The sequence below is a fragment of the Neisseria sp. HMSC070H10 genome (genome assembly GCF_001837635.1).
Taxonomy (GTDB): domain Bacteria; phylum Pseudomonadota; class Gammaproteobacteria; order Burkholderiales; family Neisseriaceae; genus Neisseria; species Neisseria subflava_A.
This window is the reverse complement of record NZ_KV833368.1, coordinates 33,348-56,610: the sequence shown is the minus strand read 5'-3', so window position 1 is coordinate 56,610 and position 23,263 is coordinate 33,348. Positions and strand designations below refer to the sequence as shown.

Below are 23,263 nucleotides of genomic sequence, written 5' to 3'. Positions count from 1 at the left end.
TCAACCTGACAAACGGAGAACCGCCATGAAACCACTATTTGCCGCATTATCTGTCGCCCTTCTGCTCGGCACATCTCTAAACGCTCAAGCCGCCGAACAAACCACCTCCACCGACCGCAGCATCCAAGTGTACAAAAAAGCCGACTTGGCAGAATGGAACCGCGAAAACGCAGCCGGAGGCCAAGGCCCGTTGCTCGGCAGCTTTGCCTTCACGCGCCATCAAACCGCCGACCAAGACGCATTCAAAGAAATCGGCTGGCTCACATTACCGCCGGGCGCTTCCATCGGTCAGCACAAACACACCGGCAATGAAGATGTTTACATCATCGTATCCGGCAAAGGTCTGTTTACCGACAGCGAAGGCAAACAAACCGAAGTCGGCGCCGGCGACATTACCATCGCCCGCCCCGGCCAGTCCCATGCGTTGAAAAATATCGGCAAAAAACCGTTGGTATTCTTGGATTTGATTGCAGAAACCGCAGGTGCTAAAGCCGCCGAAACCAAGTAATGCTTTCAATGAAAGCAAATAATCTGCCGTGATTTTCTGTCTTAATAAAACCAGGCAGCAGAAAGATTGTTCCATTTTCATTTAAACCTGCATACAAGACAAAGGCCGTCTGAAAACCACGCTTCGTTTTCAGACGGCCTTTTTTCTCAAAAATCTTATCATATAAATGACGCAATGTTATATAATAACAGCCTTTCGAAATATGATGAGAAACTAAAATGACACAAACCACACTCAAGCCCATTGTTTTATCTATTCTTTTAATCAGCACCCCCATCCTCTCCCAAGCGCATGAAACCGAGCAGTCGGTTGACTTGGACGAGGTTACCGTCGTCGGCAAAAGCCGTCCGCGCGCAACGTCGGGGCTGCTGCACGCTTCGACCGCCTCCGACAAAATCATCTCCGGCGATACCTTGCGCCAAAAAGCCGTCAACTTGGGTGATGCTTTGGACGGCGTACCGGGCATTCATGCTTCGCAATACGGCGGCGGCGCATCCGCTCCTGTCATTCGCGGGCAGACGGGCAGACGGATTAAAGTGTTGAACCATCACGGCGAAACGGGCGACATGGCGGACTTCTCGCCAGACCATGCCCTGATGGTGGACAGCGCCTTGTCGCAACAGGTCGAAATCCTGCGCGGCCCGGTTACGCTCTTGTACAGCTCGGGCAATGTGGCGGGTTTGGTGGATGTTGCCGATGGAAAAATCCCCGAAAAAATGCCTGAAAACGGCGTATCGGGCGAAGCCGGATTGCGTTTGAGCAGCGGCAATTTGGAAAAATTGACATCCGCAGGCATCAATATCGGTTTAGGCAAAAACTTCGTGCTGCATACTGAAGGCTTGTACCGCAAATCGGGCGATTACGCCGTACCGCGCTATCAAAAAGAAGAAGGCCGTCTGAAACGGCTGCCCGACAGCCATGCCGATTCAAAAACAGGCAGCATCGGGCTGTCTTGGGTGGGCGAGAAAGGTTTCCTCGGCGTGGCGTACAGCGACCGTCGCGACCGCTACGGCCTGCCTGCCCACAGCCATCTCTACGACGACTGCCACGCCGACATCATCTGGCAGAAGAGTTTGATTAACAAACGCTATTTGCAGCTTTATCCGCACCTGCTGACCGAAGAAGACATCGATTACGACAATCCGGGCTTGAGCTGCGGCTTCCACGACGACGATAATGCACACGCCCATGCACACAACGGCAAACCGTGGATAGACCTGCGCAACAAACGCTATGAACTCCGCGCCGAATGGAAGCAACCGTTCCCCGGTTTTGAAGCCCTGCGCGTACACCTGAACCGCAACGACTACCACCACGACGAAAAAGCAGGCGATGCAGTAGAAAACTTCTTCAACAACAAAACACACAACGCCCGTATCGAGTTGCGCCACCAACCCATAGGCCGTCTGAAAGGCAGCTGGGGCGTGCAATATTTGGGACAAAAATCCAGCGCGCTTTCCGCCATTCCCGAAACCGTCCAACAACCAATGTTGATTGACAACAATGTGCGCCATTACAGCTTTTTCGGTGTAGAACAGGCAAACTGGGACAACTTCACGCTTGAAGGCGGCGTACGCGTGGAAAAACAAAAAGCCTCCATTCAGTACGACAAAGCATTGATTGATCGGGAAAACTACTACAACCAGCCCCTGCCCGACCTCGGTGCGCACCGCCAAACCGCCCGCTCGTTCGCACTTTCGGGCAACTGGTATTTCACGCCACACCACAAACTCAGCCTGACCGCCTCGCATCAGGAACGCCTGCCGTCAACGCAAGAACTGTACGCGCACGGCAAACACGTCGCCACCAACACCTTTGAAGTCGGCAACAAACACCTCAACAAAGAGCGTTCCAACAACATCGAACTCGCGCTGGGCTACGAAGGCGACCGCTGGCAATACAATCTGGCACTCTACCGCAACCGCTTCGGCAACTACATCTACGCCCAAACCTTAAACGACGGACGCGGCCCCAAATCCATCGAAGACGACAGCGAAATGAAGCTCGTGCGCTACAACCAATCCGGTGCCGACTTCTACGGCGCGGAAGGCGAAATCTACTTCAAACCGACACCGCGCTACCGCATCGGCGTTTCCGGCGACTATGTACGAGGCCGTCTGAAAAACCTGCCATCCCTGCCCGGCAGGGAAGATGCCTACGGCAACCGTCCTTTCATCGCGCAGGACGACCAAAACGCGCCTCGTGTTCCGGCTGCGCGTCTCGGCTTCCACCTGAAAGCCTCGCTGACCGACCGTATCGATGCCAATTTGGACTACTACCGCGTGTTCGCCCAAAACAAACTCGCCCGCTACGAAACGCGCACGCCCGGACACCATATGCTTAACCTCGGCGCAAACTACCGCCGCAATACGCGCTATGGCGAGTGGAATTGGTACGTCAAAGCCGACAACCTGCTCAACCAATCCGTTTACGCCCACAGCAGCTTCCTCTCTGATACGCCGCAAATGGGCCGCAGCTTTACCGGCGGCGTAAACGTGAAATTTTAAAACTAGATAGGCAAACAAAAAAGGTTTTCAGACGGCCGTCTGAAAACCTTTTTCTTGTTTTAACCAATCATTTAAAACTGACTATTAATCTTTCAATACATCTTGCACAGCCGCTTGAATTTTAGCCGCCGCTGCTTCGATTTGCTGCTGTTCGGTAGATTGGCTTGCCACTGTCTCAACCGGAGCAGCTTGAGAAGCCGGAGTAGCTTGAGAAGCAGGCGCAGCTTGAGGAACAGCTGCGGCTTTAGGCTCAGATTCAGTTTGCGGCGCAGTCAGCGGCAAACGCGCCAATACAGTGCTGACGCCGGTAACTTTATCGCCAATCGCCACTTGCGCCTGCGCATCGACAGGCAGATACATATCCACGCGCGAGCCAAAGCGGATAAAGCCATAGCGTTCGCCGCGAGACAATTTCGCACCTGCTTGGGTGTAGCACAAAATACGGCGCGCCACCAAACCGGCCACTTGAACAAAAGTAATTTCACGACCAGAAGCCGTAGTCGCCAACACCGCATTGCGTTCATTTTCCGTGCTGGCTTTGTCCAAATCTGCATTCACGAATTTGCCTTTGTTATAGACCACTTTCGTTACCGTACAATCGGCAGGCGATTTTTGCGAATGCACGTTGAACACGTTCATAAAAATACTGATTTTCAAAGCATCGACATCACGATACGGATCGCGTGCGCGCTCGACCACCACGATACGGCCGTCAACCGGACTCAACACCGCTTCAGGATTTAGCGGAATTTCACGCGCAGGGTCGCGGAAAAACTGCAGGGCAAATACGGTAAACACCCAAAACGGCAAAGACCACCAGCCGCAGCACATCGACACCAGCAGGCTCAAAGCCAAACCGCCGCCGATAATCGGCCAGCCCTCACGGGCGATAATCGGGTGGGGATACAAACGGTTCATCATCTATCCTTCATTTAATAATTTCAAAATTGCCGCCATTATATCTGAAACTCCAAACATTGAGGCCGTCTGAAATGTTCAGACGGCCGGTGTCTTTTGTAAAAAATACTCAACATAGATAAAGTTTCAGTTTCGGCAATACAATGACGCAGCGTCCTCAATAAGCGGCTCACACGAGCCAACAACTCGCCGCAAATATCATTTAGACCAAACCTCCGCCCTCGATTATCTCGACAAACCCAGTATGACCGCCAACACCAGCCAAATCCAATGCCGACGGCGTGATGTAGAGAACAAAGAGCGTTGAGACAACAAACGCGTTTGGCTCAGCTGATACACCACATCTGCGAGCTTAATCAACTGATTGCCCTGTCGTGTTTTGCTTTCTTCCACTTTACGCAGTTTCAAATTTTCCGCTTCAATCCTCAGCCGCACCAGCTTGGCTTCCAAAAGCAGCAGCTCGCGCGCTTCTTCATACTCCTGTTGCTTCATCGTCCGCATCCTTGTCTATCTCACCGCGCAAATACGCAATATCCGATCGAATATCCTGCAAGGTCTCAGCCACGCGACTGCCCTGCTCCCGATAGTCCGCCGATACTTTGCGGAACAATACGGCAATAATCAGCAGACTTACAAAGAAAATGCCGAAAAATACCCACAAAGCGGCCACATCCGACAGCACGCGGTTCAAGCCGAACAGCAAACCGACCAAGCCCACCATCAACAGCGCGCCGGACAACACCAGCCAGATCGCCAAACGGAACACATTCTCCGCCTGACGCGTCAAATCCAAGCTCAACACCTGCAAACGCAGCAGCAGCAAATCCGCGCCCTGATTCAACAAAGCCTTGCCATGTTCAAAACGTTGGCGAATCCCCATCTCGATTATCCTTTTTCTCAGGAAACATAAGGCTAAGGCCGTCTGCACGGCGCAATGAAATCCAAGATTTCATGTGTACGCCTGTTCAGACGGCCTTAACATATTCACATTAACGGCGGTTCAACAACACACCGACAACCAAACCGGCCAATGCGGCAAAACCCATCGCATAATATGGTTTTTCATGCACCACTTCATCAGCATGTTTGGCACCGCGTTTCAAACGCTCGCCCGCATCGGCTTCAAATTCGGCAAAGCGCTCTTTGCCTTCTTTAAAACGCTCCTGGGCCGCCTCTTCAAACTGCTCGTATTTCTCACGCGCACGCTCGGCATGATGGCGCAAACGTTCGCCGGCCTCTTCTTCAAAACGACTCAAACGCTCTTTGGCCGCGGCCAATTTCTCTTCCAATTTGGCCCGGGCTTTGCCGCCCTCTTCCGAACCGGCTTCCACACCGTCGCGGTACAACTCTTCCACATCATCCATCACTTCTCGGATGTCTTTCAGCAAAGCCTCGCGACGTGCTTCAAAATCGTGTTTTTTCATGTTTTTCTCCTTGAGATAGGTTGATATGGTTACAGACTGTTTATCTGTTAATCAATTATAAACATTTCTCTCCGGTTATCGCATTAATTCCAATCAAATTAAGTATCAAATATGTAAAAACAACCAAATGAAATTAAAAAAGGCCGTCTGAAAACTTCAGACGGCCTTTTCAATTCAGCTTAAAGACTTAAGTCTTATGCCAAACCTTTTGCTTTCAACACTTCCAGCATGGTGCTGCCCAATTCGGCAGGGCTGCGGGTGTAGGCGATGCCGGCTTTTTCGAAAGCGGCGAATTTTTCTTCGGCAGTACCTTTACCGCCGGAGATAATCGCACCGGCGTGGCCCATGCGTTTGCCTTTAGGGGCAGTAACACCTGCGATGTAGCCGACAACGGGTTTGGTTACGTTAGATTGGATGTATTCGGCTGCTTCTTCTTCCGCAGTACCGCCGATTTCACCGATCATGATGATGGCGTCGGTATCTGGGTCTTCTTGGAAGAGTTTCAGTGCGTCGATTTGGTTCATACCAGGAATCGGGTCGCCGCCGATACCGATACAGGTTGATTGACCCAAGCCCAGTTTGGTGGTTTGTGCCACGGCTTCGTAAGTCAATGTACCGGAACGGGAAATGATGCCGATGCGGCCGGGAGTGTGGATGTGGCCCGGCATAATGCCGATTTTGCACTCGCCTGGGGTAATCACGCCCGGGCAGTTAGGGCCGACCAAACGGGTACCGTTACCGTTGGTTTCCAAGTAGCGTTTGGCTTTGAGCATGTCCAGAGTCGGTACGCCTTCGGTAATCACAACGACCAAGCCTACGCCGGAATCAACGGCTTCAACGATAGAATCCAATACAAACGGAGCGGGAACGTAAATTACAGATGCGTCCGCGCCGGTTTCTTTAACGGCTTCTTTCATGGTGTTGAACACAGGCAGGTCCAGGTGGGTTTGACCGCCTTTACCCGGGGTAACGCCGCCGACAACTTTAGTGCCGTAAGCCAGAGCTTGTTCGGAGTGGAAAGTACCGTTTTTACCGGTGAAACCTTGAACCAATACTTTGGTGTCTTTATTAATCAATACGCTCATTCTTTTCTCCTTAGGCGTTTACGGCTGCAACAATTTTTTCGGCTGCGTCATTCAGGCCGTCTGCAGAAGTCAGTTTCAGACCTGATTCGTTCAGGATTTTCGCGCCGAGTTCGGCGTTGTTACCTTCCAAACGAACAACGACAGGAACGTTGACGTTGATTTCTTTAACGGCTGCCACGATGGCTTCCGCAATCATGTCGCAACGTACGATACCGCCGAAGATGTTGATCAATACGCCTTTAACGGATTTGTCTTCCAAAATCAGTTTGAACGCTTCAACCACGCGGTCTTTGGTTGCGCCGCCGCCAACGTCCAAGAAGTTGGCAGGTTGGCCGCCTTTGAGTTTGATAATGTCCATAGTGGCCATCGCCAAACCGGCACCGTTAACCATACAGCCGATGTTGCCTTCCAGGGCAACATAGTTCAGGTCGAATTCGGAAGCTTTCAGCTCACGTTCGTTTTCTTGAGATTTGTCACGCAATTCAGCGATTTTTGGCAGGCGGTAGAGCGCGTTGCTGTCGATACCGATTTTGCCATCTACGCAAGCCAGCGCGCCGTTTTCGCGAACTGCCAATGGGTTTACTTCAAACAGGGCGAAGTCGTTTTCGATAAACGCTTTGTACGCGCCGGTCATCAGTTTGACGAACTCGTTGATTTGTTTGTCTTTCAAGCCCAGTTGGAAGGCAACTTCGCGAGCTTGGCAAGGTTGCAGGCCGACCAGCGGATCAACGGTTACTTTGAAGATTTTTTCTGGAGTTTCGGCAGCAACTTTTTCAATTTCCACGCCGCCTTCGGTAGAAGCCATGAATGTAACGCGGCGGGTAGAACGGTCAACCACTGCGCCCAAGTACAGCTCGGTTTGAACCGGATACATGTCTTCGCAAACCAAAACGCTGTTGACAGGTTGGCCGTTGGCATCGGTTTGGTAAGTTACCAAGTTGGTGCCAATCAGGCTTTCAGCCACTTCTTTAGCTTCTTCGCGGCTTTTAACGACTTTTACGCCGCCCGCTTTACCGCGGCCGCCGGCGTGTACTTGTGCTTTGACAACAGCGAATTTGCCGCCCAATTTGTCGTAAGCTGCAGCGGCTTCTTCGCCGTTGTGTGCCAAAATACCGCCTTGTACGGGCAAACCGTAGCTAGCCAGCAGTTCTTTAGCCTGATACTCGTGTAAATTCATGGATTTCTCCTTAAGGTGAGTGGGTTTTAGGAATCGCCCTGCGGCCAATCCCATATTTTCAGACGGCCCTACTATTTACTGAAGGGCAACCACATCCGCGCCAGCAGATACATGGTTGCGCCGCCTCCTCCGAGAATAAAAAAGACAATGCCTTTTTTACGCGAATTCGGGCAGAGCAGATAAACGGCAAGGCTGAAACTGATAAACAACAATGCCACGCGCCAAACCAATTCTTTATCTTTGAAACGGTTGAGCGTATAAGTTTCGGTCATCATCACATACATCTGCCACAATGCGGCCATACACATGCTGATGATGCCCGCCGGTATAAAGAAAATACCGACTATTTCTTTGTTCATAATGAATGTAAATGCTGTGTGTTTGTCTGACTGAATTATAAATCAGAAAACGAAGCGCTCGGAACATTCAATTTGTCGAAGGCCTTAAGGCCGTCTGAAAAATTTCAGACGGCCTTAATGTCTATCAACCGTGTAAAGCGCGTTTGTCGGCCGCCAATGCAGCTTCGTGAACCACTTCGGACAAAGTTGGGTGGGCATGGATAATGCGGGCGATGTCTTCGCTGCTGGCGAAGAATTCGAGCGCAGTCACGCCTTCGGTAACCAATTCGCTGACAACCGGACCAATCATGTGTACGCCTAAGATGCGGTCGGTTTTGGCATCTGCCAATACTTTAACCGTACCTTTAGCTTTGCCCATTGCCAATGCGCGACCGTTTGCACCGAAACCTGAAGTACCTTTTTTGTACTCCACGCCTTCGGCTTTGAGCTGCTCTTCGGTTTTACCCACCCAAGCGATTTCAGGGTCGGTGTAAATCACGAACGGCACGTTGTTGAAGTCGATATGCGGTTTTTGACCGGCAATGCGCTCGGCAACGGCAACGCCTTCGTCGCTGGCTTTGTGTGCCAACATCGGGCCGCGAACCACGTCGCCGATTGCCCATACGTTAGGCAGGTTGGTACGGCATTCGCCATCTACTTTGATAAAGCCGCGCTCGTCTTTTTCCAAGCCTACTGCTTCGGCGTTCAGGCCTTTGGTGTTTGGAATACGACCGATGGCAACGATCAGTTTGTCGAATACTTCGGTTTTGGCTTCGCCGGCAGCAGTTTCGTAAGCAACGGAAACGCCTTTGCCTTCAGATTTAATGTCGCCGATTTTCACGCCCAATTCAATGCTCAAGCCTTGCTCTTTGGTGAAGTATTTGAAGGCTTCTTTTGCGATTTGTTGGTCGGCGGCAGCCAAGAAGGTCGGCGCAGCTTCAAGAATGGTAACTTCTGCACCCACGCGGTTCCATACGGAACCCATTTCCAAACCAATCACGCCGGAACCGATTACGCCGAGTTTGCCAGGCACTTCGGTCAGGTTCAATGCGCCTTCGTTGTCCAACACGTTCACATTGTCGATAGCGACTTGTGGCAGCGGACGCGGTACGGAACCGGTCGCTACGATGACGTGTTTGGCTTCGATAACGGTTTTCTCGCCTTTGTTATCGACTTCGATTTGGTAGGCATCGCCATTTTTACCGGCAAAGGAAGCAGTACCGAACAGGCTGGTTACTTTGTTTTTTTGGAACAGGAATTTCACGCCGCCGGTCAGCTTGGTCACGATGGCATCTTTGCGCTCAATCATTTTGGCTGCGTCGAATTTTACGTCGCCGACAGTGATACCGTGCTCGGCAAAATCGTGTTGCGCAGCGTGAAAATGTTCGCTGGATTGCAACAGGGCTTTAGAAGGGATACAGCCTACGTTCAAGCAAGTACCGCCCAATGCAGGGGCATTGCCTGCTTTGTTAACGCCTGCGTCGACGCAAGCGGTTTTGAAACCCAGTTGCGCGGCACGGATGGCGGCAACGTATCCGCCCGGGCCAGCACCAATCACTACTACATCATATTGAGACATCGTGTCATCCTTTGCTTTTTGCAGTATCTCAAAATAAAAACGATACTTTTTGTTTCTTTTTTATTTTGAATGACTGCGTTTTGATGGTTTTAAGAAAAGGCCGTCTGAAAGTCCATATCTGTCGATTCATTCGAATCAAATGTTTCAGACGGCCTCAATCGTTCGTTGAGCCTATTGTAGCACGATACTACATTACGCTACATCTAAATAAAAATTCAGACGGCCTTTTCATTAACAAATAAAAGGCCGTCTGAAACGATTACAGATCCAACAACAGGCGAGCTGGATCTTCCAACGCGTCTTTAATGGCTACCAAGGTCAATACAGCTTCGCGGCCGTCAATGATACGGTGGTCGTAAGACAGAGCCAGATACATCATTGGACGGACAACAACTTGGCCGTTTTCAACCACGGCGCGCTCTTTAGTGGCGTGCATACCCAAAATCGCAGATTGAGGCGGGTTGATGATCGGGGTAGACATCATAGAACCGAAAGTACCACCGTTGGTAATACTGAATGTACCGCCGGTCAGATCTTCGATAGCGATTTTGCCGTCTTTTGCTTTTTTCGCATAATCAACAATTGCTTGTTCAATGTCGGCAATGCTCATTTGGTCGGCATCGCGCAGGATTGGCACAACCAAACCGCGTGGGCTGCCAATTGCGATACCGATGTCGAAGTAGCCGTGGTACACGATGTCTTTGCCGTCAACAGAAGCATTCACAACCGGGTATTTTTTCAGGGCGGCAACAGCGGCTTTAACGAAGAAGGACATAAAGCCCAGTTTTACGCCGTGTTCTTTCTCGAATTTATCTTTGTACTTCGCACGCAAGTCCATGATCGGTTTCATGTTGACTTCGTTGAATGTAGTCAAAATGGCGTTTTCTTGTTGAGAAGCCAAGAGGCGTTCTGCAACACGGGCACGCAGGCGGCTCATTGGTACGCGTTCTTCAGGACGTGCGCCGGCAGGAAGTGCAACAGCAGGAGCAGCGGCTGCGGCAGGTTTGGCAGCGGCATTTTGTACGTCTTCTTTCAATACGCGACCGTCACGGCCAGAACCTTGCAATGCGTTCACGTCAACACCGGTCTCGGCAGCCAGTTTGGCGGCAGCAGGCATAGCGGCGTTGTTTTGTGCAGCAGCAGGAGCGGCAGCTGGGGCTGCTTCGGCAGGCGCGGCGGCTGGGGCTTCAGCAGCGGCAGTAGCAGCTGTATCGATGCGCGCCAAAACTTGGTCGGCAACAACGGTTTCACCGTCTTGCGCTACGATTTCAACCAATACGCCGGCTTGTGGAGAAGGTACTTCCAAAACCACTTTGTCAGTTTCGATATCGATCAGGATTTCGTCACGGGCAACTGCTTCGCCAACTTTTTTCTTCCATTCCAAGAGCGTGCCTTCAGATACGCTTTCAGACAGCATAGGTACTTTTACATCAATAATCATTTTGTGTCTCCAATGGCCCTTTCAGACGGCCTGTTGTGTGTTTTTAATTCTGCATATGGGCATTCCGCCTGAGCAGCCTCAGACGGAATGCTGCTTGGCTTACAACGCTAAAGCGTCTTCAACCAATTGTTTCAATTGAGCAATGTGTTTGCTTGAGTAGCCCACTGCAGGCGATGCACTGCTTGGACGACCGGCATAAGACAGTTTTTGCTCTTCGCTGATAACGTCTTCGATACGGTGGCGGATTTGGTAGAACGCACCTTGGTTTTTCGGCTCTTCTTGCGCCCAAACCACAGATTTTGCGTTCGGATATTTCGCCAGTTCAGCTTTAACCTCATCGTATGGGAACGGATACAGCTGCTCAACGCGGACGATAGCAACATCATCTTCCAGTTTACGCTCGGCACGACCAGCTTCCAAGTCATAGTAAACCTGACCGGCACACAATACTACGCGTTTCACGCTGTCATTGCTTGCACGTTCGGCGGTATCGCCGATAACCGGACGGAAAGTCGAACCTTCGGTGAAGTTTTCCAGCGGGCTCATTGCACCTTTAAAGCGCAACAGGCGTTTGGACATGAAAATCACCAGCGGTTTGCGGTATGAACCCAAGACTTGACGTTGCAAGAGGTGGAACATTTGCGACGCTTCAGACGGCATGATGCCTTGCATATTGTTCTCAGAACACAGTTGCAGCCAACGTTCTACGCGTGCAGAAGAGTGCTCAGGGCCTTGACCGTCGTAGCCGTGCGGCAGGATGGTGGTCAGACCGCACAAACGACCCCACTTGGTTTCGCCTGAAGACAGGAATTGGTCGATAGTCACTTGCGCGCCGTTGGCGAAGTCACCGAATTGAGCTTCCCAAATGGTCAGCTTGTCAGGTGCGGAGCAGGCAAAGCCGTACTCGAACGCCATCACGGCTTCTTCGTTCAAAATGGAGTCGATAACCAGGAACTCGCCCATGCCTTCGCCCATATGGCGCAAAGGAACATAAGTACCGTCGTCCCATTTTTCGCGTTTTTGATCGTGCAACACTGCATGACGGTGTGAGAATGTACCGCGGCCGGAGTCCTCACCGGAGATACGCACGCCATGACCTTTAGTCAGCAGGCTTGCGTATGCCAAGGTTTCGGCCATACCCCAGTCGATGGCTTGATTGCCGGATGCCATGGCTTTACGCGCTTCGATCACACGTTTTGCAGTCGGATGCAGGGCAAAATCTTCCGGTACAGCGGTAAATTTCTCGGTAAGGCGCTCAATATCTGCGGCAGGCAAACCGGTTTCGATTTGTTCGCGCCAATCTTTGCCTTGGTATTTGCTCCAATCGATTTGTGTGCGTTGGAAATTGCTCAAAGTTGTTTGCTCAACATGTTCGCCTTTGTCCAAAGCATCACGGTAGGCTTGGATGTAACCATCAGCCTCAGCTTGAGTTACCACACCTTCGGCAATCAGTTGCTCGGTGTACAAAGCACGCGCACCTGGGTGTTGCGATACTTTTTTGTACATCATCGGTTGGGTCAGGGTCGGATCATCACCCTCGTTGTGGCCCCATTTACGGTAGCAGACAACGTCGACCACGATGTCTTTATGGAATTTTTTGCGGTAATCCAAAGCGGCTTGGATGGCAAAGCAAACGCGTTCAGGATCATCGCCATTCACATGGATAACCGGAGCGGAAACCATTTTCGCAATATCGGTACAATGTACGGTAGAACGGGTATCGCGGGTATCGGAAGTTGTAAAGCCAATTTGGTTGTTGATCACGATGTGAACAGTACCGCCGGTGGTATAACCGCGTGTTTTAGACAGGTTGAATGTTGCTTGGTTAACACCCAAACCGATAAATGCGGAGTCACCGTGAATCAATACTGGCAAGACTTTATCGCGGCCGTTTTCGCCCAAACGTTTTTGTTTAGCGCGCGCAGAACCTTCCACTACTGGGTTAACAATTTCCAAGTGTGACGGGTTGAATGCCAAAGAAACGTGCATTGGGCCGTGTGGCGTAGCGATGTCGGAGCTGAAGCCCATATGGTATTTCACGTCGCCACTAGGCAATTTGATTTCGGCACGGCCTTCAAATTCAGCAAACAAATCAGCCGGTTTTTTGCCCAAAATGTTAACCAAAACATTCAGACGGCCACGGTGTGCCATACCGATGATGACTTCTTCCACGCCGTCTTTACCAGCGTTTTGAATCAAGTAATTCAAACCGGCAATAGCGCTTTCGCCGCCTTCTACACCAAAGCGTTTTTGACCAACATATTTGGTATGCAGGTAACGTTCCAGAGTTTCGGCAGCAGTCATTTCTTTCAAGATACGGCGTTTTTGTTCAACGTTGTAGCTTGGCGTAGACAGTACGCTTTCAAAATAATTGCGAACCCAGCGGCGCTCTTCGGTATTTGGAATGTAGATGTACTCTACCGCGATATGGCCGCAGTAGGTTTGTTTGAGGTTGCTGATGATTTGGGACAGAGGCAGTTTGCTCTGACCGGAAAAATCGCCCTCGCCCATATTGAACTGAAGCGCCATATCGGCATCTGACAGACCGTGGAATTTAGGATCGAGAGCTTCAATATTTTGAGGAGGAATACGTTTGAGCGGATCAAGTTGGGCTGCACCCACGCCTTGGATACGATAGGCAGAAATCAGTCGCAAAACACTGACTTGCTTTTTCATCATTGCCTCATCCACACCGCCTGCGACGGCTGCGGCAATTTTCTTTTTAGCCAAAGTGGCAAATGATTCACGAATCGGTGTATGGGCAACATCGACAGCGACTGCGCCCGGCTGTTTACTCAAATCGGTAAAGTACTGTTTCCATTTTTCATCGACAGATTCCGGATTATCCAGAAACTTTTCATACAACTCCTCGATGTATGGCGCATTAGAACCAAACAGATAAGAGAAATTGAGTTTTTCGTCCATCATGGCGTGAGCTCTTTTCTTTAAAATATAAACAAAGGGTAGAATCCCGTGTTCTCCGAACGGAATTCAGGCCGTCTGAAATGACACTTTATTCTACCCTATTTCAAATCAAATTACCTGCTATCAACTTAATTAATTACGACCAACCTCATTGAAAACGGCAATTCGATTTTTTCAAACGACTTTTCAACAATATATTAATGTATTGTTTATTAGCGTTTATCTACCGGAACGTAATCGCGACGCTCTGCACCGGTATACAGTTGACGTGGGCGACCGATTTTCAGTGCCGGATCGCTAATCATTTCATGCCAATGAGAAATCCAACCTACACTGCGCGACAATGCGAAGATAACGGTAAACATTTCAGTTGGAATGCCCAATGCAGACAAGACGATGCCGGAGTAGAAATCGACATTTGGATACAGCTTGCGTTCAACAAAGAATGGATCTTTCAGTGCAATTTGTTCCAATTCCATCGCCAGCTTGAATTTAGGACTGTCTTCCAAGCCTAATTCTTTCAAGACTTCATAACAGGTTTCGCGCATGATGCTGGCTCGTGGGTCCATATTGCGGTATACGCGGTGACCGAAGCCCATCAGACGGTATTTACGTTGTTTCACACCTTCCATGTATGCGGCAACATTAGATACATCGCCGATTTCGTCCAGCATCTTCAACACAGCTTCGTTTGCACCGCCGTGTGAAGCACCCCACAGACAGGCAATACCGGCAGCGATACAGGCAAATGGATTTGCACCAGAAGAGCCGGCCAAACGTACGGTCGAAGTAGAAGCGTTTTGCTCGTGGTCGGCATGCAAAATAAAGATGCGGTCGAGCGCGCGAGCCAATACTGGATTAGGTTTGTATTCTTCACATGGTGTTGCAAACATCATGTGCAAGAAGTTTTCAGCATAGGAAAGGTTATTTTTTGGATAATTGAACGGCAGACCGTTGGAATAACGGTAACACATTGCTGCAATTGTCGGGATTTTGGAGATTAAGCGGTAAATCGCAATTTTGCGGTGTTCAGGATTAGCAATATCCAAGCTGTCTTGATAGAAAGCAGACAAAGCGCCAACCACGCCAACCATCATCGCCATCGGATGCGCATCGCGACGGAAACCGCGGAAGAACCAAGTCAGCTGCTCATGCAGCATAGTATGGCGACCGACTGTGGCATCAAATTCTTTTTTCTGTTCAGGGGTAGGCAGTTCGCCGTAAATCAACAGGTAGCAAACTTCCAAGTAATCGGATTTTTCGGCCAACTGCTCGATAGGATAACCACGGTAATACAACAGACCTTCATCGCCATCAATATAAGTGATTTTGGATTCGCAACTTGCAGTTGACACGAATCCGGGGTCGAAGGAAAACAGACCTGTATTTTTTGTCAAAGCACGAATATCAACCACATCATGGCCGATACTTGCTTCCAATACTGGCAGTTCCAAGGTCTCTTGATTTGGGGTGGTGAGCTTGACTGATTTAGACATTCTTAAACTCCTTTGTAAGTTGGGGCTTTCGTTGCCGCCCAAGCGGCACGGTCCTTTTTTTCAGACGGCCTCCGTATGGAAAGAGCTTGTTCGGATTGGCATCGCAAACAAGCTCTATAACACGTCATGCCTGTCTGATTTTTTCAAGCATGGGAATCAGGTGTTTCTTGTCCGTCGCCGAATGTCCGTTAATCAAGGCAAGCAACTCTTGGTCTTGAAATTCGAGGATTTCGGAAAATTCGGACAACTCCTGATCACTCAGGTGCTCGAATTCTTTTTCCATGAACCTGCCGAAGATTAAATCTAATTCCAATAATCCCCGGCGGGTTTGAAAACGGATTTTCCGTTTGGCAATATCGTCAAAAACCATCATTTCTTAAACGGCTCGTTTCAACATAATCTCTTTAATCTTACCGATGGCTCGGGTCGGATTCAAGTGTTTAGGACATACGTCTACGCAGTTCATAATGGTGTGGCAACGGAACAAACGGTATGGGTCGTTCAGATTATCCAAACGCTCGTTAGTAATGGTATCACGGCTATCCGCAATGAAACGGTAAGCATTCAGCAAACCAGACGGACCAACGAATTTATCAGGGTTCCACCAGAATGACGGGCAGGCAGTCGAGCAGCAAGCACACAAAATACATTCGTACAAACCGTCCAACTCTTTACGCTCTTCCTGAGTTTGCAGACGCTCTTTGTCCGCATCGATAGGGTTATCGTTGACAACGTAAGGTTTGATGGAGTGATATTGTTTGAAGAATTGGGTCATATCCACAATCAGGTCGCGGATAACAGGCAGGCCTGGCAGAGGACGGATTTTAACCGGCTGTTTCAGGCCGCGCAGATCGGTCAGACATGCCAAGCCGTTTTTGCCGTTGATGTTCATACCGTCAGAACCGCAAATACCTTCGCGGCAAGAACGGCGGAAAGACAATGTATCGTCTTGTGCTTTCAGGCGCACTAAAGCATCCAAAAGTTTAACGTCGGTTGGTTCCAATTCCAACTCGTAACGTTGCATATAAGGCTTGGCATCAACGTCCGGGTTGTAACGGTAAATTTCAAAACTCATTTTTTCCATGAGAAGTGTTCCTTTTCTCATAAACTGCCCAATGATTTTGTATTATGAATTCAAGCAGTTCAATGTGGGTATGGTTAGGTTTCAGACGGCCTTTAAGATAAAGGCCGTCTGAAAACTCATCAATAAACGCGTTTAGCCGGTTTGATGTATTCCACGCTCAAAGGCTTGGTATGTACCGGTTTGTAAGACAAAGTATTGGTATCTGAATGATACAGGGTATGTTTCATCCAGTTTTCGTCATCGCGCTCAGGATGGTCGTCTGAAGCGTGTGCGCCGCGCGATTCTTTACGCGCTTCGGCAGACACCAAAGTCGCTTTCGCTACTTCAATCAGATTATCCAGTTCCAAAGCTTCGATACGCGCGGTATTCCACACTTTGCTCTTGTCTTTGATTTCAGTACGTTTCACGCGCTCGGCAATCGCCATGATTTCTCGAACGCCTTTGCTCAGAATCTCATCAGTACGGAACACACCGGCGTGCAGTTGTACAGAGCGTTGCAGTTCGCGACGCAATGCATCAACGTTTTCACCATCGGTTTGGTTGTCCAAACGCTCGATACGTTGACGGGTCAATTCACCGGCATTAGCAGGCAGAGGTTTCCAGTCGCTTTGCTCTTTGATGAATTTAATCATACTGTCGCCGGCAGCTTTACCGAATACCACCAAGTCCAACAGGGAGTTGGTACCCAAGCGGTTCGCACCGTGTACGGAAGCACATGCGCACTCACCTGCCGCATACAGACCTTTTACAGGCACTTCGTAATCTTCACCTTGCGGAATAACAACTTCGCCATGATAGTTGGTCGGAATACCGCCCATCATATAGTGGGTAGTCGGCACAACAGGAATCGGGTCTTTAATCGGGTCAATACCGGCAAACTGAATGGAAATCTCGCGGATGCCCGGCAGTTTTTCCATAATTTTTTCTGCGCCGATATGGTCGATTTTCAGCAATACGTGGTCTTTGTTTTTACCGCAGCCGCGACCTTCGTAAATTTCCATCGCCATCGCACGGGAAACCACGTCACGGGAAGCCAAGTCTTTTACGGTTGGAGCATAACGTTCCATAAAGCGTTCGCCGTCGGCATTCAACAGAATACCGCCCTCACCGCGCACACCCTCGGTAATCAATACACCGGCACCGGCTACACCGGTCGGGTGGAATTGCCAGAATTCCATGTCTTCCAACGGAATACCTGCACGGGCACAAATACCCAAACCGTCACCGGTATTCATATAAGCATTGGTAGAAGAAGCATAAATACGACCGCCACCACCGGTAGCAAACATCACAGCTTTAGCGTGGAAAATATAAACTTCGCCGGTTTCCATTTCCATGGCGGTTACACCGACTACGTCGCCGTTTTCATCACGAATCAAATCTTGCGCTGTCCATTCCACAAAGAATTGTGTATTGGCACGGACGTTTTGTTGGTACAAAGTATGCAACATCGCATGACCGGTACGGTCAGCAACAGCACATGCACGTTCTACCGCGCGTTTACCGTGTTCTGCAGTATGACCACCGAAAGGACGTTGGTAGATTTTGCCACTTTCCACACGGTCAAAAGGCATACCCATGTGTTCCAACTCAATTACGGCTTCAGGCGCGGCGCGACACATAAACTCAATCGCATCTTGGTCGCCCAACCAGTCAGAACCTTTCACGGTATCGTACATATGCCAATCCCAACGGTCTTCCTGCACATTACCCAATGAAGCAGAAATACCACCTTGAGCCGCTACAGTATGAGAACGGGTTGGGAAGACTTTAGACAAAACAGCACAATTCAGGCCGGATTTAGACAATTGGAGGGCTGCGCGTAAACCTGCACCACCACCGCCAACAATCACGGCATCAAACTTGCGAACAGGAAAACCCATATTTACCCCCAAATTACTTTAACTGAATACACCAAGCAGCCTACCAACCAAACGATGGTGGCAACTTGTAAAAACAAACGCACGCCGAAAGGCTTAATGTAGTCCATCCACAAATCACGGATACCTACCCATGCATGCAGGAATACGGCCAAGAAGCTCACTTGGGTAAACACCTTCACCCAAGTTTGATCAAAAAATGCCTGCCATGCCGAATATTCTTTAGGCAACGTAAACAAAACAACCAAAAGAACCACGGTGTACACCAGCATGATGACCGCAGTTGCACGTTGCATTGCCCAATCGCGCAAACCGTAATGCGCACCTGTCAATTTACGTTCTACCATAACAAAGCTCCCAAAACGACGGTCAGAATCAAAGCAGAAGCAAATACAACTTTAGCAGTAGTACGGGCAGTATTTAATTCCAGGCCTTTATGCACATCCAAAAACAGAAAGCGGATACCGGCAAAAAAGTGGTGCAGATATGCCCACAACAGACCGATAAGGATCAGCTTCACAAACGGATTGGAAATAGCAGAACGATATGCTTCAAACGACGCTTCGCGATCCAGCGTTCCAGAGAAGAAATACAAGAGAACAGGCAGCATCACAAACAAGCCGACGCCGCTGATACGGTGAAGAATAGATACAATCCCCGGTATGGGCAATCGGATATTCGGAATTTCCAAAAATACCGGGCGTGATTTGGCGGACATGGTCAGTTCCTCTAGATTTATTATCAGCTCAAAACCTATAGCTCAGCACTACAATAAGCTACATAAACCATAATTTACCTGTTTTATCTCATTTTGAACAGTGCAATTTATGAATGCTCTAATGATTTTTACCAAAAGACTAATAAAATCAAACAATCATTCTTAGATTTTTTTTTGCGTGGCTAGCCTTTTTTGTTACTTTCCTGCAATTAAGCATCTCCCCATCAAAGCACTTACGATAACATCATTATTGTTTGAGAATTGTATCTATTGTGAGATAAATTCTCACTCTTGATACCTAATCTTTACAAAGGCATAAGCCATTCTTAACTTATTACCATTGCATTATCACCACTACTCTTACATAGTTATACATTCAAAGACATTTCATCCATCTCTAGATGGACTAAAATACGGCACAACACCAACAATGTTTCCATACCTTATAAGGAAGCTGCATCATGACACATTCCCCTCATCAAAACACACCCGATCCGGAAGACTACATCCCCTCCTTCCGCCGTCGAAACTTGGACACATCCGGTTTTATGAAAAAACTCGGACGCTTTGCCGGCCGCCTGGGCAAACCTGTCGTCCGACAGCTTTATGCACTTTATTACCTTTGGGAATCTGAACACACGCCCAAACGGGCTAAAATGATTATTGTCGGCGCACTGGTTTATTTCCTCAGCCCTATCGACAGCATTCCCGACCTTCTGATTCCATTTGGCTTCAGCGATGACATTGCCGTCATTGCGCTGGTTTATTCTCAGATGAAAAACTATCTGACCGAAGATATTCAAGAAAAAGCCCGTCAAGCGGCTGACAAGCTGTTTGGTTCTTAATTGGATACAATTCGACTACACATATATAAATATGAGAAGAAGGCCGTCTGAATATTCAGACGGCCTTCTCAGTTTATGACTTTTTTATTTCAAAGGTTGCATACCCATAACTTCCATTAGGAAATTGGTAAACGCAGGATTGCTTGGCTTGGTATCCATGTTTTTCCAACGTTGCTGCCAACCACGCAAAGCACCTTGGATGTACTGTTTGGATTGCTCGGTAGTAATTTCACCACGTTGGCTGTCAACGGCAGAACGCAGATAAACTTCGTACATACTGTCATCGACAGAGTTGCGTCCCACTTGTTGGATACGGAAGCGGTTCAAATATTGGGCAGCCTGAACTTTAGTCAGACTACCTTGGCTCACTTGGGTACTCAAGCGACGTGCTTCATCATGAATCTTGGAAACATCTGCCCAATGCGAAGGAGCCAAATGATAACCGGTAGCTGAAACTTGTGAATCAGCCTTAGGTTTCTTGACGTTGGTTGGTCGAACTGGCACTTCTTTCAATGTTGGAACATAAATTGATTCACAACCGGCAAGTGCCGCCACAGCAAGGATAGGAAGAATGTATTTTTTCATGATGCGCATTATAAGCATGATTCGTTGAAGAAACCAACTTTTGAATAACGGTATTCAAAGCTCATTAACTGAATTACAACAGATTTCATACGATATCTCAAGCCCATACGCAAAAAAGGCCGTCTGAAAACGGCCTTTTAACAACAATCCTATATTATGCCAAATCGGCAAAGAGAGGCGTAGAAAGATAGCGTTCGCCATATGATGGCAACAAGACAACGATCAGCTTACCTTCGTTTTCAGGTTTTTTGGCCAGTTGCAATGCGCTCCATACTGCGGCACCTGAAGAAATACCTACCAAAATGCCTTCTTTTTCAGCCATAGCGCGTGCAGTTTCAAACGCTGCTTCGTTAGGTACTTTGACAATGCTGTCGTAAACAGTCGTATTCAAAACGCTGGGGATAAAGCCTGCGCCCAAACCTTGAATCGGATGTGGGCCTTTTTCGCCACCACTCAATACCGGAGAAGCTTCAGGCTCGACAGCCACGATTTGAACTTCGGGTTTGTATTTTTTCAACACTTCGCCCACGCCGGTAATCGTGCCGCCAGTACCCACACCGGCCACGAAAATATCTACTTTACCGTCTGTATCACGCCAAATCTCTTCGGCAGTGGTTTTGCGGTGAACTTCAGGATTGGCCTCGTTATCAAATTGGCGCGGCATGAAATAAGTGCCCGGATGTTCGTCCACTAAAGATTGGGCTTTGGCAATAGCGCCTGCCATGCCTTCGGCAGCAGGAGTCAAAATCAATTCTGCACCAAACGCACGCAGCAGCATTTTGCGTTCTTTACTCATGCTTTCAGGCATGGTGATGGCCAATTTATAACCGCGGGCCGCGCACACCATGGCCAAACCGATACCGGTATTGCCACTGGTTGCCTCGACGATAACGGTATCTTTATTGATTTTACCGGCTTGCTCGGCCGCTTCAATCATGGCTTCGGCAATACGGTCTTTCACGCTGCTGCCTGGATTAAAGAATTCAAGTTTAACGGCGATTTGCGCTTTTAAACCTTCGGTCAGGCGGTTCAGTTTCACCAGAGGTGTGTTGCCGATCAGCTCGGTAATATTATTTGCAATTTTCATTTCCTGCTCCTGATTTAGATGTAATACAGCCTGCATATTAAACTCAGGCCGTCTGAAAAACCAATATCGAAAATTTCTTTCTTTATAACTTTTGGTTCAAGCGCGGTCAATATCCACTGCGCTCAAAAATCAATGCAACGGCAACCACAGCCTGCATCACGACGGCAACCATCCAGCCTGCCCACATCTGCCGCATACTGAAAAGAGAGGCAGACTGCTTGCAAACAACCACTCTGTGCAGATAAAACACCAGCATCAGGACGCCCTGCAATGCAAACCAATAAATGGGTTTCAAAGCATAAATTTTCAGTAAGGCCACCCATGCAAAAACCGAGCCTGCCAGCGGCAAGATGAAATAAACCACGCCTGCCAAGAAAACAAAAGCCAAAGTCATGACGACATTGGAAACCGCAAATAAGGTCAAACCGGCATATTCGCCTGCCGACCAAAACTTTTTGTCTTCCGTTTTACTGCAGTCATCAATAAAGAAGAAAATACTGGCGATTGTCAGATAAAAATGAGGGATAAACAAAGGGCCCGTATGCGTAAAGCCCCACATTCCGGGCAACAAGCGTGCGCCCAGTGCCGAAATCCCCAGCCACAACAACACCGTAGCCCAAAGCCATTGAAACCGCTGTGCGCGAAAAATAAATGCCAACGATACCGCAGCATACGCAATGGCAAACCAAAAATCCAAAGAAACCATCATGAATACTGCAACTCGCCTTCAAAAACGGTTTCAGCAGGGCCGGTCATTTGCACATCGCCACCTTCTTCCCAACTGATAAACAATTCGCCTCCAGGCAAAGTAACACGCACAGGCGCACCCGCTTTCAGCAAGCCATTGCGCACGCCTGCCACCACCGCCGCACACGCTCCGGTGCCGCAAGCCTGAGTTTCCCCCACCCCGCGTTCAAACACACGCAGGCGGACTGACAACTCATCTTCAACCTGCAAAAAGCCGACATTGACCCGTTCAGGAAACTGCTCGTGAGATTCAATAGCGCCGCCCCAATGCTCCACCGGTGCGGTTTCAACATTATCAACCAAAATCACCGCATGCGGATTACCCATATTCACACAGCTTACCGGTACAGACTCCAAACCGACTAAGACAATATGTGTCAGCGCATCTTCATTTTCACCATGTGCAGGCACAAACGGAATTTCAGACGGCATGAAACGCGGTTTACCCATATTGACGGCAACCAAACCGTTATCCAACAGCTTCGGCACAATAATCCCTTTGGCCGTTTCGACCAAAATTTCCGTTTTATCCGTCAAACCCTTATCCGCGACAAAACGCGCAAAACAACGCGCTCCATTGCCGCACTGCTCTACTTCCCGACCATCGGCATTGAAAATGCGGTACCGAAAATCGACCGCATCAGAAGAAGGCTTCTCCACTACCAAAAACTGATCAAAACCCACGCCGCGATAGCGGTCTGCCCATTGAGCAAGCGGCGCAGCCAACGGATCAAAGTCCTGCTCGATGGCATTGACCACCATAAAATCATTGCCCAAGCCGTGCATCTTCGTAAATTTTAAAGTTTTCATTATTCATTCACATTCTTATTAAATCATTATTTCGGCACATTCTACACCAGAATGATATATCCGTTTCTATCTTGTTTTTCAGACGGCATTGCGCCCTTTTACCAATACT

At 49.0% G+C, this 23,263-nt stretch carries 23 protein-coding genes; 3 read left to right on the top strand and 20 right to left on the bottom strand.

Features of this window, described 5'->3' with window-relative positions:
* The first annotated feature begins 25 nt into the window (after positions 1-25).
* Together HMPREF2606_RS04625 and znuD are read left to right on the top strand one after the other, a co-directional pair.
* Positions 26-508, top strand: coding sequence for a cupin domain-containing protein (locus tag HMPREF2606_RS04625; protein ID WP_070713367.1), 483 nt, complete (start codon positions 26-28; stop codon positions 506-508).
* Positions 509-726: 218 nt separating this feature from the next.
* On the top strand, positions 727-3,015 hold the full coding sequence (gene znuD, locus HMPREF2606_RS04620) for a TonB-dependent zinc receptor ZnuD (RefSeq protein ID WP_070843379.1): 2,289 nt from the start codon (positions 727-729) through the stop codon (positions 3,013-3,015).
* A gap of 84 nt (positions 3,016-3,099) precedes the next feature.
* Here the strand turns inward: znuD and HMPREF2606_RS04615 are convergent, their stop codons facing one another.
* The 16 genes from HMPREF2606_RS04615 to sdhC all read right to left on the bottom strand — a co-directional run bounded on the left by HMPREF2606_RS04615 (position 3,100) and on the right by sdhC (position 19,080).
* The gene (locus tag HMPREF2606_RS04615; RefSeq protein ID WP_070843378.1) at positions 3,100-3,933 is read right to left on the bottom strand and encodes a phosphatidylserine decarboxylase; all 834 of its coding nucleotides are present in this window, start codon (positions 3,931-3,933) and stop codon (positions 3,100-3,102) included.
* 225 nt (positions 3,934-4,158) lie between these two features.
* Positions 4,159-4,425 carry a hypothetical protein gene (locus HMPREF2606_RS04610; RefSeq protein ID WP_070843377.1) on the bottom strand — a complete coding sequence of 89 codons (267 nt, stop codon included), beginning with the start codon at positions 4,423-4,425 and terminating at the stop codon, positions 4,159-4,161.
* Positions 4,406-4,813, bottom strand: a complete 408-nt coding sequence (locus tag HMPREF2606_RS04605; RefSeq protein ID WP_070632098.1) for a phage holin family protein — start codon at positions 4,811-4,813, stop codon at positions 4,406-4,408. Before HMPREF2606_RS04605 ends, HMPREF2606_RS04610 begins: the two co-directional genes overlap by 20 nt.
* 109 nt (positions 4,814-4,922) lie before the next feature.
* Entirely contained in the window at positions 4,923-5,357 is a 435-nt protein-coding gene (locus HMPREF2606_RS04600; RefSeq protein ID WP_070843376.1) for a DUF883 family protein, read from the bottom strand.
* A 194-nt stretch (positions 5,358-5,551) separates the two neighbouring features.
* Positions 5,552-6,442, bottom strand: a complete 891-nt coding sequence (sucD, locus tag HMPREF2606_RS04595) for a succinate--CoA ligase subunit alpha (protein ID WP_045074653.1) — start codon at positions 6,440-6,442, stop codon at positions 5,552-5,554.
* Between the two features lie 10 nt (positions 6,443-6,452).
* The gene (sucC, locus tag HMPREF2606_RS04590; RefSeq protein ID WP_004519273.1) at positions 6,453-7,673 is read right to left on the bottom strand and encodes an ADP-forming succinate--CoA ligase subunit beta; all 1,221 of its coding nucleotides are present in this window, start codon (positions 7,671-7,673) and stop codon (positions 6,453-6,455) included.
* Positions 7,674-7,690: 17 nt separating this feature from the next.
* Positions 7,691-7,978, bottom strand: coding sequence for a hypothetical protein (locus tag HMPREF2606_RS04585; protein WP_002242554.1), 288 nt, complete (start codon positions 7,976-7,978; stop codon positions 7,691-7,693).
* A 124-nt stretch (positions 7,979-8,102) separates the two neighbouring features.
* Positions 8,103-9,536 (bottom strand): dihydrolipoyl dehydrogenase, encoded by a 1,434-nt coding sequence (gene lpdA / locus HMPREF2606_RS04580; RefSeq protein ID WP_070583641.1) that lies wholly within the window; start codon positions 9,534-9,536, stop codon positions 8,103-8,105.
* Between the two features lie 259 nt (positions 9,537-9,795).
* Positions 9,796-10,977 (bottom strand): 2-oxoglutarate dehydrogenase complex dihydrolipoyllysine-residue succinyltransferase, encoded by a 1,182-nt coding sequence (odhB, locus tag HMPREF2606_RS04575; RefSeq protein ID WP_063075931.1) that lies wholly within the window; start codon positions 10,975-10,977, stop codon positions 9,796-9,798.
* A 99-nt stretch (positions 10,978-11,076) separates the two neighbouring features.
* On the bottom strand, positions 11,077-13,905 hold the full coding sequence (locus HMPREF2606_RS04570; RefSeq protein WP_070843375.1) for a 2-oxoglutarate dehydrogenase E1 component: 2,829 nt from the start codon (positions 13,903-13,905) through the stop codon (positions 11,077-11,079).
* Between the two features lie 209 nt (positions 13,906-14,114).
* Positions 14,115-15,398 carry a citrate synthase gene (gene gltA / locus HMPREF2606_RS04565; protein ID WP_070583645.1) on the bottom strand — a complete coding sequence of 428 codons (1,284 nt, stop codon included), beginning with the start codon at positions 15,396-15,398 and terminating at the stop codon, positions 14,115-14,117.
* A gap of 124 nt (positions 15,399-15,522) precedes the next feature.
* Positions 15,523-15,771, bottom strand: a complete 249-nt coding sequence (locus HMPREF2606_RS04560) for an FAD assembly factor SdhE (RefSeq protein ID WP_003678830.1) — start codon at positions 15,769-15,771, stop codon at positions 15,523-15,525.
* 3 nt (positions 15,772-15,774) lie between these two features.
* Positions 15,775-16,482 (bottom strand): succinate dehydrogenase iron-sulfur subunit, encoded by a 708-nt coding sequence (locus HMPREF2606_RS04555; RefSeq protein WP_002241462.1) that lies wholly within the window; start codon positions 16,480-16,482, stop codon positions 15,775-15,777.
* Between the two features lie 119 nt (positions 16,483-16,601).
* The gene (gene sdhA / locus HMPREF2606_RS04550; RefSeq protein ID WP_070583647.1) at positions 16,602-18,365 is read right to left on the bottom strand and encodes a succinate dehydrogenase flavoprotein subunit; all 1,764 of its coding nucleotides are present in this window, start codon (positions 18,363-18,365) and stop codon (positions 16,602-16,604) included.
* Between the two features lie 2 nt (positions 18,366-18,367).
* Positions 18,368-18,709, bottom strand: coding sequence for a succinate dehydrogenase, hydrophobic membrane anchor protein (sdhD, locus tag HMPREF2606_RS04545; protein ID WP_004519264.1), 342 nt, complete (start codon positions 18,707-18,709; stop codon positions 18,368-18,370).
* Complete coding sequence (sdhC, locus tag HMPREF2606_RS04540) at positions 18,703-19,080, bottom strand: succinate dehydrogenase, cytochrome b556 subunit (protein ID WP_004519263.1); 378 nt, start codon at positions 19,078-19,080, stop codon at positions 18,703-18,705. Before sdhC ends, sdhD begins: the two co-directional genes overlap by 7 nt.
* 461 nt (positions 19,081-19,541) lie before the next feature.
* Between sdhC and HMPREF2606_RS04535 the strand changes: the two genes are divergently transcribed.
* Positions 19,542-19,925 (top strand): YkvA family protein, encoded by a 384-nt coding sequence (locus HMPREF2606_RS04535; RefSeq protein WP_049329785.1) that lies wholly within the window; start codon positions 19,542-19,544, stop codon positions 19,923-19,925.
* 84 nt (positions 19,926-20,009) lie between these two features.
* On the opposite strand, the gene HMPREF2606_RS04530 is transcribed toward HMPREF2606_RS04535, so the two are convergent.
* The 4 genes from HMPREF2606_RS04530 to dapF form a co-directional block, all read right to left on the bottom strand.
* Positions 20,010-20,519 (bottom strand): membrane lipoprotein lipid attachment site-containing protein, encoded by a 510-nt coding sequence (locus HMPREF2606_RS04530; RefSeq protein ID WP_049344413.1) that lies wholly within the window; start codon positions 20,517-20,519, stop codon positions 20,010-20,012.
* Between the two features lie 145 nt (positions 20,520-20,664).
* Positions 20,665-21,597: a cysteine synthase A gene (gene cysK, locus HMPREF2606_RS04525; protein WP_100066632.1), complete on the bottom strand. Its 933-nt coding sequence runs from the start codon at positions 21,595-21,597 to the stop codon at positions 20,665-20,667.
* A 106-nt stretch (positions 21,598-21,703) separates the two neighbouring features.
* Positions 21,704-22,306, bottom strand: coding sequence for a hypothetical protein (locus tag HMPREF2606_RS04520; RefSeq protein ID WP_070713376.1), 603 nt, complete (start codon positions 22,304-22,306; stop codon positions 21,704-21,706).
* Positions 22,303-23,154 (bottom strand): diaminopimelate epimerase, encoded by an 852-nt coding sequence (gene dapF / locus HMPREF2606_RS04515; RefSeq protein ID WP_070583651.1) that lies wholly within the window; start codon positions 23,152-23,154, stop codon positions 22,303-22,305. Before dapF ends, HMPREF2606_RS04520 begins: the two co-directional genes overlap by 4 nt.
* Between the last annotated feature and the right edge of the window lie 109 nt (positions 23,155-23,263).